The sequence below is a fragment of the Curtobacterium sp. MCPF17_003 genome (genome assembly GCF_003224385.1).
Taxonomy (GTDB): Bacteria; Actinomycetota; Actinomycetes; order Actinomycetales; family Microbacteriaceae; genus Curtobacterium; species Curtobacterium flaccumfaciens.
The window spans coordinates 189,582-203,742 of sequence record NZ_QKLC01000003.1 but is presented as its reverse complement, the minus strand read 5'-3'; the positions used below and the strand labels follow the sequence as shown (position 1 = coordinate 203,742).

Below are 14,161 nucleotides of genomic sequence, written 5' to 3'. Positions count from 1 at the left end.
CGCCAGCGGGGTGACGGCCGAGCCTGGAGGGACGGTGCCAGCTGGCACCGAGCCTCCGGTCCGTCAGTGGTTGCGCTCCAGATCCCCGATCACGCGCGCGCAGTACGGTCGCGGCTGAAGAACTCGGCGAACATCTCCCGTTTCGCCGCGTGTGAATCGGGCTCGAGCTCGAGTCCCTCCATGTTGAGGTCGGTCCCGAACAGTCGCAGGATTCCCGGGCCACTCGGCTCCGCGGTCTCGAGGGACACCGAGAACAGTGTCGAGCGTGCCGTTTTCGATCGCCTCGAGCATCTGCTCGTAGACGACGTCACGGAGAAGACGGCGGGGACCCTGGCTGGTCGGAGATTTCGGTACAAGCATGCCGGGACACATCCCGCATATCAGTTGCGAGGAAGAGCGGTTACGAACTATGTCAACGCCAGAGGAACGAGAACTCCCTGAACTGCTCGCACGAGTGTCGTTCGAGGTGATGGGGCGACTCGCGAAGCTGTCGGCCGAGGAGGACATGTCGCTGACGCTGTTGCCGATGCTTGCGATCCTCCGGGACCGGCGACTGCGTATGGCTGAGCTGGCGGCGGCGCTCGGAACAGATCGCTCCAGCACGTCGGGCCTGATCGCACGCGCCGAACGACGCGGCCTCGTCGAACGCGAGCCCGCTGCCAACGACAAGCGCGGTTTCACAGTCGCCCTCTCGCAGCGAGGGCACACCTTCGCCGCGGAAGTCGAGGAACGGACTTTCGCAGCGCTTGCACCGCTACTCAATAATGTCCCTGCTGCAGACCGTGACCGGCTCAGTGTCCTTCTGGGGTCCGTCGTCGAAGCGTGACGAGGGGTTCGGCCTGCCGACGCTGCGTATCAGGAGCACGGTTATGTGCCGCAGCAGACCCAGCGTTGATCCCCTCGCAGCCGTGTGTCGCAGGAGCTCGGCAGCGTTTGCGTCGTGCCGGCCGTTTACGAGACAGGGCCGACTGCGAAGTGGATAGCGTCGTCCGGTAAAAGATCGGTGAACGGTCGGCTGCACCGTACTTGCACACGAGCTGCCCATCAAGTGGATCGCGCCCTAGGTACGGGGTCGGGCGCCGGGAGGGGAGGCTGCATTAGTCGACCGGACCGGCGGTGTACATCGGTTCGGAACCAGTCACCACCGATGCCCGCACCCCACCGCCGACCAAGCGGACCGTCAACGTCCCGCTGAGCGCCGTCGCCGACAGCGACACCTGCCCGTGCAGCGCCGCCCGCCGCGGGTAGCAAGCACTCGTCCCCTCGAGCTGATCAGCCGACGCGACAAGGCAGATCGTCGACCCGTCCCGCCCAACCCCGGCCCAAACGTTCCACGGCGTCGCCGCATCGTCGCCCGACAGCGAACGATTCGTGAACACCAGCCGGGCGCTCGAGGACTCCATCGACGTCACGATCCCCGCCGGCGGCAGGTCAGCAGCGGTCTGCGGCTGCTCGAGCCGCCGGTCGACCGCCACCGCCCCGGTCGCCGGCGTCACAGTCGACGCCGGCTCGACGGCGCGGCCACCCACGGACACACCGACCGCAGTACCCGCGACGAAGGCGATCACGACGGCTGCTGCGCCAAGGGCCCACATAACCCGGTGGTTGGTACCGCGGAAGCGGCCGCCTCGCCGCCAGACACCCGCCCCACGCTCCTCGGCGGCAGTAGCAATACCCACGCCCCCGACCTCAGACTCCTTGCTGTCAGACACCTCGTGTCCGAGCGCGGTGCGGTCGGCGGCGTCGGGCTCAGCGTTGCTCAGGGCGGCAAGGGCGCTCCGCGCGCGGGCCGCATCCGCAGGTGTCAATGCGGACCCCCACGCGACGCGTTCTAACCGTGCACGTTCAGCGTCGACGCCCTCAATCTGGTTCATCGCGCCCCTCGTCATCGATCCCACCGCGCAGTCTGACACTGGTACACGCGCTCAAGGGTTGCAGGCCCAATAGCCGATCAAGACCCTGTCGCCGACGAATGCGCTCACGACCGGACCGATGGCATGCTCCATCACCACACGTAGCCGCGGCATCCGATAGCCGATCGTCTACCGGTCGCCGTCGGTCTCGGTGGATCGGGTGAGGAGTTCCGTGAGACGTTCGCGGAGCGCTTCTCGGGTGGCGGCGTCGAACGCGAAGCCGGCGGTGGCTTCGTGCATCCACAACCCGTCGGCCGCGAGCCGCACGATGAGGTGGTCGATCGGCATCGCGGCCGCGGTGGCTGCATCGCCGACGGTCCAGCGGTTGAGGACGGTCCGCCAGGATTCCGCGTGCGTCGGGGTGAACGTTGCCTCGAGCAGGAGCATGAGTTCCGCTGTCGAGGCGGACCGCATGGACACTGCCACGTACGCGGCGAGGCGTTGCTCCCGTGTCGAGGTGTCGAACGGCACCTCGAGGGCATCCAGGAGTTGCTGTTCCCAGCGAGCGGCTTCGTGCTCGTGGAGCGCTTCGAGGAGGGCTTCCCGGGTCGGGAAGTGGTACAGCAGGCCGCCCTTGGTGAGGCCTGACTCGACAGCAACCGAGTCGAACGTGACCGCGGTGATCCCCGACGACTCGACGATCCGTGCCGCGGATTCGAGAACGAGGGTGCGTTTGCTCTCGCGCATGAAGAGGCCCTTCCAGGTCAGTGGTCTGCGTCCGGGATGGTCGCGTTCGATCCCGGTCCGTGTCTGCGGAGAAGGATCCCGGTGACGATGGCCCCAACACCGAGTACTGATGCGACGATCACCATCACCACGAAGTAGCCCGTGTCGTACGCGCTGCCGGCGGCAATGAGGATGCTGCGGCCATCGTCCGAAGCTCGTGCGGCTTCCGCCGCGGCGGACAGACTCTCACGCGCTTGATCAGCGTTCACGATGCCGCTCGGGAGCCGCACGAGTGCGGAGTAGATCGCAGTCACGATGCTGCCCAGGATCGCGACAGCGCTAAGGTTCCCCACTTCGTACGACACTTCCTCGATTGAAGAAGCCATGCCGGCACGTCGGGCTGGCACGTTGCCGACGATCGCCGTGGACGCGACCGACATCGTCGCGCCGGAGCCGGCGCCGAGGACGATCAGCCCCAGGAACAGCCAGCCGTTCAGAGAGTGGAAGGACACCGCGATGATCACCACACCGACGGCGCTCAGCGCCAGTCCGCCCGCGATGAGGGGAAGTAGACCGACCCGGTGAAGCACGAAACCGCCAGCGAGCGAGGTGGTGAGGGTCCCCACGGCGATCAGCGCCACGAGCAGACCCGCGTGGAACGGGGTCATACCCTCGAGGAGCTGGAACCGCTGCGTCGTCACGAGTTGAACGCCCGCGAACGCGAACATGCCCAGGCCAGCCCCGAGAAGCCCAGAAGAGAACGCGGGGTTCCGGAAGATGGTGAAGTCGAGCAACGGATACGGCAACCGGGCCTGACGGCGAGTGAACAGCACGGCACCGATGACCGCGGCGGCCAGCGCCCCACCGATCACGAGCGCCGACGGGGGACGATGTGCGATCTCCTTGATCGCAACGACTGCCCCGACGAGCGTGATCATCGCGTACACCGACGAAAGCAAATCCCACTTCTTTGTCGGATCAGGGTCGTTCGGTGGGGCGACGAACAGGGCGGCGACGAGGGCAATGACGGCGACAGGTACGTTGATCAGGAACACTGACCCCCACCAGAACTGTTCGAGCAGCAGACCGCTGACGATCGGCCCCAGCGCACCGCCGAGCACCGCGACGCTACCCCACACCGCGATCGCCACGTTGCGCTCACGGTCGTTCGTGAACGCCACCCGGATCAACGCCAACGTCGCCGGCATCATCGATGCCGCACCAACCGCCAGGATCGCTCGTGCTGCGATCAGGACCTCCGGGTTCGGGGAGAACGCAGCAACCAGTGACGCCATCCCGAAGATGCTCATTCCGGTCAGGAACATCCGCCGGTGCCCGACGCGGTCGCCGAGTGTTCCGGCTCCCAGCAGCAGACCCGCCATGACCAGCGGGTACGCGTTGATGATCCACAGACCCTCGTTCGCGGTGGCGCCGATCTCCTCGGTCAGGGTCGGTAGGGCCGTGTAGAGGATCGAGTTGTCCAGGGAGATCAGAAGCAACGACGCTGTGACCACGGCGAGCAGGGTCCATCTGCGACGGGAGGAGAGATGCATCCTTCAAACTATACCGGATGAAAGGTTTAGTTTGCTATCGCCGTCGAGTGGCTCGTCGACCACCGAACTCTGCCCTCTCCGGTGACCGCCTCGGTAGGGGATCGGCTACCGGTCGTAAGTCACTCCAGGAGCGATTGCACCGCGTTCCAGAGGTCCATCTGCTTCCCGCCGGCGAAGAGCGCTCCAGCCTTCTTGAATCGGTAGGTCGTAGCGCCCGACATGCCCGCCCCGAGCAGACGCACATGACCCACCGGGCGGCGATCCTCTGCGCTGGACACATCCCAGTCCGACGGTGAGCCAACAGGAGGGCCCTGACACACGACGAGGTACCTGTGGCCAGCGTCCGTCTCAACCTCGAACTGTTGCACATGGTCCAGGTCCGCATCGCGGCCCTGCTGCTCGCCATGGACGGTCACCAGCCGGATGTTCGCCTGCATACCGGAAGCATCCCACCAATCCCCATGCGCGCCCGGTCAACGATCGCGGTGCGAGACGAGGCGGACTCGGGAAGTCGGCGGATCCTCGCGCCATGAACGCTCTACTCATCGGGTACGCCCGCGTCTCAACCTACGAACAGGACCTCACCGCCCAGCGCGTCGCGCTGGAACGGCTTGGAGTCCTCCCGCCCAACATCCACACCGATCATGGCCTGACTGGCACGAATAGATCACGACCAGGGCTGCGCGAAGCGCTTGCCTCCTGTCGTGACGGGGACACACTCGTCATCGCCAAGCTCGACCGGCTCGCACGAAGCCTCCGCGATGCGAAGGACATCGTCGACGAACTCACCGCCAAGAACGTCAAGCTCAACATCGGCGGCTCCGTCCACGACCCGAACGACCCCATCGGCCGACTGCTGTTCAACGTCCTCGCGATGGTGGCCGAGTTCGAGTCCGACCTCATCCGCGCCCGAACGCGCGAAGGAATGCAGATCGCGAAAGCGAAAGGCCACCTCCGCGGCCGGCAACCCAAACTCAGCCCCGCGCAACAACGCCACCTCCTCGAGGTCCACGAAGCTGGCACGCACTCGGTCGCCGAACTCGCCGAGCTGTTCGGCATCGGACGCGCAACCGTCTACCGCTGCGTCAACCGACAAGCGCACCCCAACCGCTAAATCCTCAGCTCCGCTCTCAGACGTAGGCGTCCGAGAGCGGAGCCCCACCCGGGACCAGAACCATCGAGGGTCCCCGCCTGGCGGCTTCGAGCAAGCACGTCCGTTGAACGACTCGTCAGCGAGACAGATTGCTACGCCAGCGGTGGCCGGAGTGCGGCTGCTTGGGCCGCGGCGAGACCTTGCTCGGCTGAGGCGAGAAGAGCGGTGTCGTGTCCGCGTCGGAGCTCGACCGCTTGACGGAAGTCCTCGATTGCTCGGTCCGCGCGGCCGGCGGCGAGCAACGCCTTCGCTCGGTGTTGCCGCATGACGGCCTCCCGGGCTGTTCCAGCGCACTCCGCAACGAGTCGGTCATACTCCCGGACCGCGCTGAGGTGATCACCCAGATCACGTTTGCAGTCTGCGATCAGTGCTCGCACGCGCATGCTCTCTGGGAGTCGTTCGAGGCGCTCGAGGGCGTTCTGCGCGTGACCGGTCCACAACAGTTCAATGACTGCAACCAGCGGGTCACCTGCCATGCCGTCACGGAACTTCGCGAGATCGGTGATCGCTGGCCGAAGGTCAGCGCCCCGGATGACCCAGCCAGGTCCGCCCTCGACGTCACTCGTCATTGCAACACCGTAGAACGGATTGCCCGTGATCCCTCATCCGCTCGCCAAGACGACCCCGGCCCGCCGGTAGCCGATCGGTTTCCGGGACGCTGCTCATCGCTACCGTGGCTGCATGGCCCAGCTGTTCCTGATCCGCACCACCACCGAAGATGACTGGGAGCGGGTTCGTGAGCTTCGCATCGAGAATGCGACCGACAATCCGATCTCCTACGGGGCCAGCCTGGAGTACACGCTCCACATGACGGAGAGCGACTGGCGGCTGCGCGCGAAGCGCGGGGACGGCCCCGACTCGACAAGCGTGGCCGCGATCGAGCGCACGTCAGGACGCTGGGTGGGAATGATGAGCGCCCAGCACGGTGATGTCGACGGGATGGCCCCGGTACTCACCGGGGTGTACGTCAGCCCCGACTTCCGAGGCCGTCGTCATGGCATCGCAGACGCGCTCCTGAAAAACGTCGTTGACTGGGCTGCCAGACGCGGCCCAACTCTGCGGCTGTACGTCTACGAGCACGCGGTACCAGCGATGCGCTTCTACTCGCGGCAAGGCTTCCATCCCACCGGCCGATACCGTCCCCTACAGCTCCTCGGCGACCGCCGTCCCGGCAATCAGACGATGCGGCTGCTTGAGATGAGTCGCGCACTGCAGCCCTGACGACGATCGGCGCCCTCAAAGTCGTTCCGAAAGCCGATCGGCTACCGAGACACGTGGGCATCGTCGAGGTGCTCGGCAGCATCGCCAGTCGGCGGCCGCGGGTCGTCTCAGCGAAGGACAGCACCTACGACACGTGGTCGGTGGTTCTCCGGAACCCTGCAGTCCTGCAGGCGGCGCCGTTCACCATCACCGGCGCCGATCACCTCCCTGCCGTCGTGCGAGCCGCAGCCGCCCCGTGGACGCCTCGGGAACAGTCGGACGTCACGGCCGCTCCGGCCCTGCAGCCGTCGTTACCGGCGGACCTGAGGGTGAAGCGCGGCTCGGCGCGGCGTGGGCGGGTCTGGCTGCTTCGTTTGGTTGATGACCTGTGCCGCGACTGTTGTTTTGCGATTGGGCGTTATGCGACTGTGACTTTGCTATGTAGAACGATGGGTCTGTGTTTCGGGTACCTGGACAACGATGTGCAGGTTCCGAATCAAGGGGGATTCATGCGTAAGCATTCGTACGTTCGTGTTGCGGCTCTGGGTGGGGCGATGACGCTCGCGGCTCTTACCATTGGAGCTGCCGCGCCGGCGCAGGCAGACACGACCGCTGCCACTGGGACCCGAGTAATCGACCAGACATCAACCGCGATGCCCGTCGACCACGCAGCTATGTCGGCGCTGAAAGCACGCCTGGACGTGTCGCCGTCATCGACGAGCCCCCGCGTCGCCAGTGCCGCACCGAACAGCATCAAGTCATCCGAAGAGGTTCCGCTCCCCGCAGGTGTCTCCCTCGAGCCGGGACAGACCGTGCAGGTCAACTACGCGGATGGCACCGCGATCCACACGGCAATCAGCGCGGCGTGCACGAGCTCCTCCACCGCGGAGAAGCCCTACAAGGAGTCTGGGTACGCGTGGAGCTACCACTCGCACCACTTGAGTGCCGGGTGCTCCGGGTCCACCTCCGTCAATGGCCTTCTCGAGACACCGGGTCTTCTCGGGTGGAACGCTCAGGACTTCGAGACGGTGACAGTCACGCCGAACTCAACTCTGTACTGGGCAACCGACAAGAAGTGCAAGGGAACGTCAAGCACCAGGTGGCACGGGCTGAACTCGATCGGTTCGTCGGTGACCGCGCAATCCGCCGAAGTGAAGCTGGCCTGCAGCGTCTAAGCTGCAGCCAATCTAGGGAGGCATCATGGCAATCTCCGATCTTCATCCGCCGACCACGGAAGTGCGCCGGCCGGCACGGCACCGGATCGCGTCCGTTGCGCTCGGAGTGGTGTTCGGGCTGGTCGCGTACTACGCCATCGCGGCAGTGTCGACCGCTCCTTCGTCCGGAGGGTTCTTCATCAGCCCTCTGATGCTGGTCCTGATCGGCGTGGTCGCCGCTGCCGCGGTGCTGGTAGCTGATCAGTGGCCGACTCTCGGACTCACCGCGGGGATCGTCATTCTCGCCATCGTTGCGTACGCGGTGTTCCAGCACGTCACGTGGACGTCGAACGATGCAGGTTCCCTGAACCCAGGGGCGCTCCTCGGCGTCGGCGCGGCGACTGGATACCCGATGATGCTCGGAGCGGCGATGATCGCCGCGTCTGCACGGAAACTGGTGAAGAAGCCCGTGGACTAGCCGACGGGGTGTCGTGGGTGGTTCCGCTTCCCTCGAACTCGCCAAATGGCGATGGCCCTCGACTGCTCCGGCGGTCGGGGGCTTTCGTCATCTCCGCTGCAGATCCCACGCAGCGCCGGTGTGACGACGGTCCGAGAGCTCAACGGCGTCCTACCAATTCATCGTGCGCAGCTCGGCATCGTGGTGACAACGGGGACGTTCACCCGGGGAGCGGTCACGACCGCCCGCCAGCTCGGCATCATCGACCCCACCCCGAACCGCACCGACACCGGGCAGGCCAAGCTGCTGGACATGGCGCTCGGCCGCTGCTCCCGGACGCGGTCCCGGTGATAGACCCGTTCCACGTCGTCAAGCTCGCCGGCGACGCGTTGGACCAGTACCAGCGCCGAGTGAAGCAGCACCTCCCCGGCCGCCGTCTACTGCTCGGTAGCCGGTCCTCCCACGCACCTCGGTGTCCAACTCGGACTCAGGCTCGAACCGGACGATCCGCGAGAAGACTCATGTCGCACATAGGTGGTCCGCTGAACGTCGCAATGAGGCAGCCCTGTGCGGACGACCCAACGACAGGCACAGGAACGAAGAAGCCCACCGAGATCCTCGGTGGGCTTCTGTCGTCGTGTCAGACACGTTTCGGTCGGGCTGACAGGATTTGAACCTGCGACCCCTTGACCCCCAGTCAAGTGCGCTACCAAGCTGCGCCACAGCCCGCGAGTTCCGGAGAACTCAGGATCCCGGAGGATCCTCGCCCACGTCCGACCGGAGCGCGAGCGACCGGTCCAGCATAGCGGACGTCAGACCCCCTCCGTGCCACGGCGAGTCGGAGCAACGCGACCCGAACGACACGCTCAGCCCGGCCGCACCACCTCGCGCCGCGCCGCCAACCACGGCAACCCGAGCCCGACGAGCAGCCCGCCGGACCCGTCCGCCGCCAGGTCCCCGATCGTGTCGTCGTACCCGACGAAGATCTTCGAGTCGACGAAGTTGTGCCCGAGCCACTCCCCCATCTCCCAGACCGCCCCGACCGCGAGTCCCGCACACAGCGCGAGCACCGCGACGACCACCCGGCGCTCGGCGTGCGGGGCCGGCACCGCCCGCAGGTCGGCACCGATGACGTAGAGCACCGCCGCGAGCAGCCCGGTCAGCACGACGTGCATGAACTTGTCCCACAGGAAGACGGTCGTGTACCACTCGAGCACGCTCGACCACCCGGCGACGAGTACGAGCACGCACACCGCCACGTCGAACGCCGGCCGCAGCCCGAGCATCCGCGGCACCACGACCCCGAGCAGCGCCAGTGCCATGACCGGGAACGCCGTCCCGCCCCACCCGACACTCGCCACGACGACGCTCACGAGCGTCAGCGCCCGCACCACGTCGGCCACCAGGAACCGCGGCCGCAGGAACGTCGGTCCGAGTATGGCGATCACGACGCCCACCGCAGGACCGCGTGCACGGCAGCGTGGTCGGACGGCCACACGCCGCCCGGCCGCCGCACGTCGACCGCGACGCGGTCCACCTCCGCCTCGGACGTCACGAGCACCCCGTCGATCCGCCGGCCACCGACGCGCGGGCTCCCGTAGTGCGGGTACGTCCCGTAGGGCTCACCCACCTGCCTGGAGGCCCGCCCCCAGCTGTCCTCGACCCCCGCCTCCGCCAGGGCTCGCCATGGCGCGGAACCGGCGGGGCTGTTCCAGTCGGCCATGACCACGGCGGGCAGGCCGCGCTGCCGGACGATCCGGCCGAGCAGTTCGGCGGACCGCAGCCGGGCCCACGGCGAGGCGACGTCGAGGTGGGTGGCGACGGCCAGGAACCGGACGCCGGTCGCGCGGTCGTCGACGACGGCTCCGACGGCGTGCCGGGGGAAGGACGTGGCCCACGACCGCGAGCCGGGGCGGTGGGGTGTGCGGGAGAGTGCCCAGGTACGGCGCTCGACGACGTCGAGGCGGGAGCGGTCGAGGAACAGGCCGACCTGTTCGCCACCGCCGCGCGTTCCCCGCCCGGCCAGGACGGGCTCCCAACCCGACCCGAGGCCGGACGTCAGGTCGTCTGCCTGCGTGGGCAGGGCCTCCTGGACGGCGAGGACGGTGGGCGCTTCGGACGTGACGAGCGCGAGGACGGCGTCGCGGCGGCGCTCCCAGGCGTCCGGGTGGGTCGGCTGTCGCGGCACGCGGCGACGCACGTTGAGCGTCATGCAGTGCACCTCGGGCGACCGGACCGGTCCGATGAGCGGGCGGTCGTCGGGGTGGTGGGGCATGCCTCCCTTCTACGAGACGACACCCGTCGGATTCCCAGGGACCTCTCCGTCTGACTCGTATGGTGGCTCGATGCGTTCTCGTTCCACCCCTCGTTTCCTGCTCGCGATCGCGGTGTCCGGGCTGCTGCTCGGAGCCGCCGGGTGCACGTCGAGCGGACCGGACACGAGCCGCCCGACCCTGGCGAAGGCCTCGGCCGACACCGTCACCGTCGCCGACGCCTCGGACGCCGCAGCCCGGTCCGTCCGCGTCAGCGAGGCCCTGTTCGCGAGTGCTCCCGGAGCGGTCGTCGCCCGGGCCGACGACACCGACGGGATCCGTGATGCGGCGAAGGCTGCGGCGAGCGCCCACGTCCCGGTGCTGCTGACGGCGAAGGACGACAAGAACACGAGCACCGCCGTCGCCCGCGAGCTCGACCGGCTCGGCGCCGACTGGTACCAGGCCGAGGGCGACGGGTCGCTCGACACGGACGTCGAACAGCGGCAGGCGCCGGACGGCGGTGACGCGCCGGAGTCGACCCGGGCCTCCCGGCAGGCGACCGTGGTGGTGGCGGACGCGAGTGCGGACGCCGCTGCCGTGGCGACCGCGAAGGCCGCCGGTGCCCGCGTCGTGACCATGCCGAAGGGGGTGACCGACCCGGCTGCCGCACCCGACGTGGTGACGGCGCTGCACGAACGACGGGACCACCCGACCGTCCTGGTCGGCGCGGCGTTCGACGCCCTGCCGGACCCGGAGTGGACGGTGCGGGCCGCCGAGGGTGGGTTCCAGCTGCGGAACGGCGGCCAGCGGCCGTTCGACGGGCACCGGTACGTCGCGCTGTACGGGGCTCCGGGGGCGCCGGCGCTGGGCGTGCTCGGCGAGCAGGGGCCGAAGGAGACCGTGCAGCGCGCCGAGCAGGTCGCGAAGCCGTACCGGGCGGAGTCCGACGAGCTCGTGACGCCCGCGATGGAGGTCATCGCGACCGTCGCCGCCGGGGACGCCGGAGCCGACGGCGACTACTCGACGGAGCTGCCGGTGTCGACGCTCGAGCCCTACGTCGACGCCGCGCACGACGCGGACATGCCGGTCATCATCGACCTGCAGCCCGGGCGGTCGGACTTCCTGTCGCAGGCCAAGAAGTACGAGTCGCTGCTGAAGAAGCCCGGCGTCTGGCTGGCGCTCGACCCGGAGTGGCGGCTGACGAAGGACCAGGTGCCCCTGCAGCAGATCGGCAGCGTGTCGGCGTCCGAGGTGAACGAGGTGTCCTCGTGGCTGGCTGCGCTGGTGCAGAAGGAGGGGTTGCCGCCGAAGGCCCTGGTGCTGCACCAGTTCCGGCTGTCGATGATCCAGGACCGCTCCGCACTGCAGACCCACCCGGAGCTCGACATGCTCGTGCACGTCGACGGGCAGGGGTCGCAGCCGGACAAGCAGGCGACCTGGAAGGCACTGCACCAGGGCGCGCCGGAGGGGCTGCACTGGGGCTGGAAGAACTTCTACGACGAGGACACGCCCATGCTGACGCCCGCGCAGACGATGCAGGACGTGCAGCCGACGCCGTCGTTGGTCACGTACCAGTAAGCGCGCCCCGTCGCGTTGTCCACAGACTGGAGGCGCGGGTCGGGTTTCGTCGGTTGCTCCTGACAGCATGGGGGCATGGACACCCCCACCGCCGCTCCGTCTGCCGCCCCGCCTTCTGCGGACATCGCCGCCGAGGCGCAGCAGGCGCTCGCTGCGCTCACGGGGCGCCCCGACGCGGTGTTCCACCCCGGCCAGCTCGAGGCGATCTCGGCGCTGGTCGAGCACCGGCAGCGCGCCCTCGTGGTGCAGCGCACCGGGTGGGGCAAGTCCGCGGTGTACTTCCTCGCGACGCTGCTGCTGCGCCGACGCGGGGGCGGCCCGACGGTCCTGGTGTCGCCGCTGCTCGCCCTGATGCGCGACCAGGTCGCCGCCGCCGCGCGGGCCGGTGTCCGTGCGGTGTCGATCAACTCCGCGAACGCCCACGAGTGGGGCGAGACCCAGGCCGCCCTCGCCCGTGACGAGGTCGACGTGCTCCTCGTCTCCCCCGAGCGACTGAACAACCCGAAGTTCCGCGACGAGCAGATGCCGACCCTGATCGCCCGGATGGGCATGCTCGTGGTCGACGAAGCGCACTGCATCTCGGACTGGGGCCACGACTTCCGGCCGGACTACCGCCGACTGGCCGAACTCATCCGGTCGCTCCCCCATGGCGTCCCCGTCCTGGCCACCACCGCGACGGCGAACGAGCGCGTGGTCGAGGACGTCGCCGAACAGCTCACCGCCGGCCCGGCCGACCCGGTGTTCACCATCCGCGGGTCCCTGGCTCGCAAGTCCCTGCGCCTCGGCGTGCTCACGCTGCCCGATGCCCGGCAGCGGCTCGGCTGGCTCCTCGCGCACCTCGGCGACCTGCCCGGCAGCGGCATCATCTACACGCTCACCGTCTCGGCGGCCGAGGACATCGCCCGGCTGCTGCGCGACAACGGGTACGCCGTCCGTGCCTACACGGGGCGCACCGACACCGACGAGCGCGAACAGCTCGAACAGCAGCTCAAGGGCAACGAGCTGAAGGCCCTGGTCGCCACGAGCGCGCTCGGCATGGGGTTCGACAAGCCCGACCTCGGGTTCGTCGTGCACGTCGGGGCTCCCTCGTCGCCCGTCGCCTACTACCAGCAGATCGGTCGTGCGGGTCGTGCGACCGACAACGCCGACGTCCTGCTCCTGCCCGGGCGTGAGGACCGCGAGATCTGGCAGTACTTCGCCAGCGCCTCGATGCCGACCGAGGCCCGCGCCGCCGCCGTGCTCGGCGCCCTGTCCACCGACACCGCGATGTCGACCGTGGCGCTCGAGGGCCTGGTCGACATCAAGCGTTCCACCCTCGAACTCCTGCTCAAGGTGCTCGACGTCGACGGCGCCGTCCGACGCGTCACCGGTGGCTGGGTGTCGACCGGGCAGCCGTGGGAGTACGACGCACCCCGGTACGAGCGGGTCGCAGCGGCGCGCGCTGCCGAAGCAGCGTCGATGCTCGACTACGAGTCCACCTCGGCCTGCCGCATGCAGCTGCTGCAGCAGGACCTCGACGACCCCTCGGCCGAGCCCTGCGGCCGGTGCGACAACTGCGCCGGGGCGTGGTTCCCGACCGCCGTGTCCGACACCGACTCCTCCGGAGCCGCGGCCGCGCTCGACAAGGTCGGCGTCGAGATCGCCCCGCGTGCCCAGTGGCCCTCGGGGATGTCGTCGCTCGGGGTCTCGGTGCGGGGCAAGATCGGCGCGGACGAGCTCGTGCAGCCCGGCCGTGCGGTGGCGCGTCTGACCGATCTCGGCTGGGGAGGTCCCTTGCGTGCGCTGTTCTCACCGTCCACCCCCGATGCCCCGATCTCGCGCGAGCTCGTCGACGGCTGTGTCCGGGCGCTCAAGGACTGGCCGTGGGAGACCCGGCCGACCGGCGTCGTGGCGATGTCCTCGCGGTCGCGGCCCGAGCTCGTGGGGTCCCTCGCCCAGGCGCTGTCCACCATCGGGCGGCTGCAGTTCCTCGGCACGCTCGGCCGCGCCGGCGGGACCCCCCGTGGCGACGGTGCGACGAACAGCGCCTACCGACTGTCCGGCGTGTGGGACACCTTCGTGGTCGATCCATCGCTCGCCGCCGCCCTGCAGGCGCACGAGGGCCCGGTGCTGCTCGTCGACGACCTGGTCGACAGCCGGTGGACGATGACCGTCGCCGGCCGGGAGCTCCGGCGCGCCGGGGCCGCCGCCGTGCTCCCGTTCGCGCTGGCGACGGTCGCGTAGCCCGGTCGCGCC

16 protein-coding genes, 1 tRNA gene and 1 pseudogene are annotated in these 14,161 nt (G+C 68.6%); 9 read left to right on the top strand and 9 right to left on the bottom strand.

Annotated elements, in window-relative coordinates; translation table 11 throughout:
• Positions 1–89 precede the first annotated feature (89 nt).
• The gene (locus tag DEJ30_RS18070) at positions 90–248 is read right to left on the bottom strand and encodes a hypothetical protein (RefSeq protein ID WP_181420008.1); all 159 of its coding nucleotides are present in this window, start codon (positions 246–248) and stop codon (positions 90–92) included.
• Between the two features lie 110 nt (positions 249–358).
• Here DEJ30_RS18070 and DEJ30_RS04970 point away from each other — a divergent pair, with 110 nt between their 5' ends.
• On the top strand, positions 359–826 hold the full coding sequence (locus DEJ30_RS04970) for a MarR family winged helix-turn-helix transcriptional regulator (RefSeq protein ID WP_110859302.1): 468 nt from the start codon (positions 359–361) through the stop codon (positions 824–826).
• Between the two features lie 271 nt (positions 827–1,097).
• Here the strand turns inward: DEJ30_RS04970 and DEJ30_RS04965 are convergent, their stop codons facing one another.
• The 4 genes from DEJ30_RS04965 to DEJ30_RS04950 form a co-directional block, all read right to left on the bottom strand.
• Complete coding sequence (locus tag DEJ30_RS04965; protein WP_110859301.1) at positions 1,098–1,874, bottom strand: hypothetical protein; 777 nt, start codon at positions 1,872–1,874, stop codon at positions 1,098–1,100.
• Between the two features lie 168 nt (positions 1,875–2,042).
• Positions 2,043–2,600 (bottom strand): TetR/AcrR family transcriptional regulator, encoded by a 558-nt coding sequence (locus DEJ30_RS04960; RefSeq protein WP_110859300.1) that lies wholly within the window; start codon positions 2,598–2,600, stop codon positions 2,043–2,045.
• Between the two features lie 17 nt (positions 2,601–2,617).
• Positions 2,618–4,132, bottom strand: a complete 1,515-nt coding sequence (locus DEJ30_RS04955; RefSeq protein WP_110859299.1) for an MFS transporter — start codon at positions 4,130–4,132, stop codon at positions 2,618–2,620.
• Positions 4,133–4,251: 119 nt separating this feature from the next.
• On the bottom strand, positions 4,252–4,569 hold the full coding sequence (locus tag DEJ30_RS04950) for a hypothetical protein (protein WP_110859298.1): 318 nt from the start codon (positions 4,567–4,569) through the stop codon (positions 4,252–4,254).
• Between the two features lie 92 nt (positions 4,570–4,661).
• Between DEJ30_RS04950 and DEJ30_RS04945 the strand changes: the two genes are divergently transcribed.
• Positions 4,662–5,246 (top strand): recombinase family protein, encoded by a 585-nt coding sequence (locus tag DEJ30_RS04945; protein ID WP_083295199.1) that lies wholly within the window; start codon positions 4,662–4,664, stop codon positions 5,244–5,246.
• Between the two features lie 131 nt (positions 5,247–5,377).
• Here DEJ30_RS04945 and DEJ30_RS04940 read toward each other — a convergent pair whose 3' ends face one another.
• The gene (locus DEJ30_RS04940) at positions 5,378–5,854 is read right to left on the bottom strand and encodes a hypothetical protein (protein ID WP_110859297.1); all 477 of its coding nucleotides are present in this window, start codon (positions 5,852–5,854) and stop codon (positions 5,378–5,380) included.
• A 112-nt stretch (positions 5,855–5,966) separates the two neighbouring features.
• Between DEJ30_RS04940 and DEJ30_RS04935 the strand changes: the two genes are divergently transcribed.
• From DEJ30_RS04935 to DEJ30_RS18630, 5 genes and pseudogenes are all read left to right on the top strand, one after another.
• A complete protein-coding gene (locus DEJ30_RS04935) occupies positions 5,967–6,506 on the top strand; it encodes a GNAT family N-acetyltransferase (protein ID WP_110859296.1) in 540 nt (179 codons plus the stop codon).
• A gap of 53 nt (positions 6,507–6,559) precedes the next feature.
• A complete protein-coding gene (locus tag DEJ30_RS04930; RefSeq protein ID WP_110859295.1) occupies positions 6,560–7,660 on the top strand; it encodes a hypothetical protein in 1,101 nt (366 codons plus the stop codon).
• A 25-nt stretch (positions 7,661–7,685) separates the two neighbouring features.
• Positions 7,686–8,117 carry a hypothetical protein gene (locus tag DEJ30_RS04925; RefSeq protein ID WP_146238497.1) on the top strand — a complete coding sequence of 144 codons (432 nt, stop codon included), beginning with the start codon at positions 7,686–7,688 and terminating at the stop codon, positions 8,115–8,117.
• A gap of 45 nt (positions 8,118–8,162) precedes the next feature.
• Positions 8,163–8,447, top strand: a complete 285-nt coding sequence (locus tag DEJ30_RS18635; protein ID WP_375231866.1) for a restriction endonuclease — start codon at positions 8,163–8,165, stop codon at positions 8,445–8,447.
• Positions 8,426–8,533 (top strand): annotated as a pseudogene (locus DEJ30_RS18630) (transposase); the annotation flags it as partial. The gene DEJ30_RS18635 and the pseudogene DEJ30_RS18630, both read left to right, overlap by 22 nt.
• A gap of 218 nt (positions 8,534–8,751) precedes the next feature.
• Here the strand turns inward: DEJ30_RS18630 and DEJ30_RS04910 are convergent.
• The 3 genes from DEJ30_RS04910 to DEJ30_RS04900 all read right to left on the bottom strand — a co-directional run bounded on the left by DEJ30_RS04910 (position 8,752) and on the right by DEJ30_RS04900 (position 10,371).
• Positions 8,752–8,825, bottom strand: a tRNA-Pro gene (locus DEJ30_RS04910).
• Between the two features lie 137 nt (positions 8,826–8,962).
• Positions 8,963–9,544, bottom strand: coding sequence for a hypothetical protein (locus DEJ30_RS04905; protein WP_146238496.1), 582 nt, complete (start codon positions 9,542–9,544; stop codon positions 8,963–8,965).
• A complete protein-coding gene (locus DEJ30_RS04900) occupies positions 9,541–10,371 on the bottom strand; it encodes an endonuclease/exonuclease/phosphatase family protein (RefSeq protein WP_110859292.1) in 831 nt (276 codons plus the stop codon). The genes DEJ30_RS04905 and DEJ30_RS04900 overlap by 4 nt, the downstream gene beginning before the upstream one ends.
• A 70-nt stretch (positions 10,372–10,441) precedes the next feature.
• Here DEJ30_RS04900 and DEJ30_RS04895 point away from each other — a divergent pair, with 70 nt between their 5' ends.
• Positions 10,442–11,926: a hypothetical protein gene (locus tag DEJ30_RS04895; RefSeq protein ID WP_110859291.1), complete on the top strand. Its 1,485-nt coding sequence runs from the start codon at positions 10,442–10,444 to the stop codon at positions 11,924–11,926.
• Positions 11,927–12,001: 75 nt separating this feature from the next.
• The gene (locus DEJ30_RS04890; protein WP_181420007.1) at positions 12,002–14,149 is read left to right on the top strand and encodes an ATP-dependent DNA helicase RecQ; all 2,148 of its coding nucleotides are present in this window, start codon (positions 12,002–12,004) and stop codon (positions 14,147–14,149) included.
• Positions 14,150–14,161: the final 12 nt, after the last annotated feature.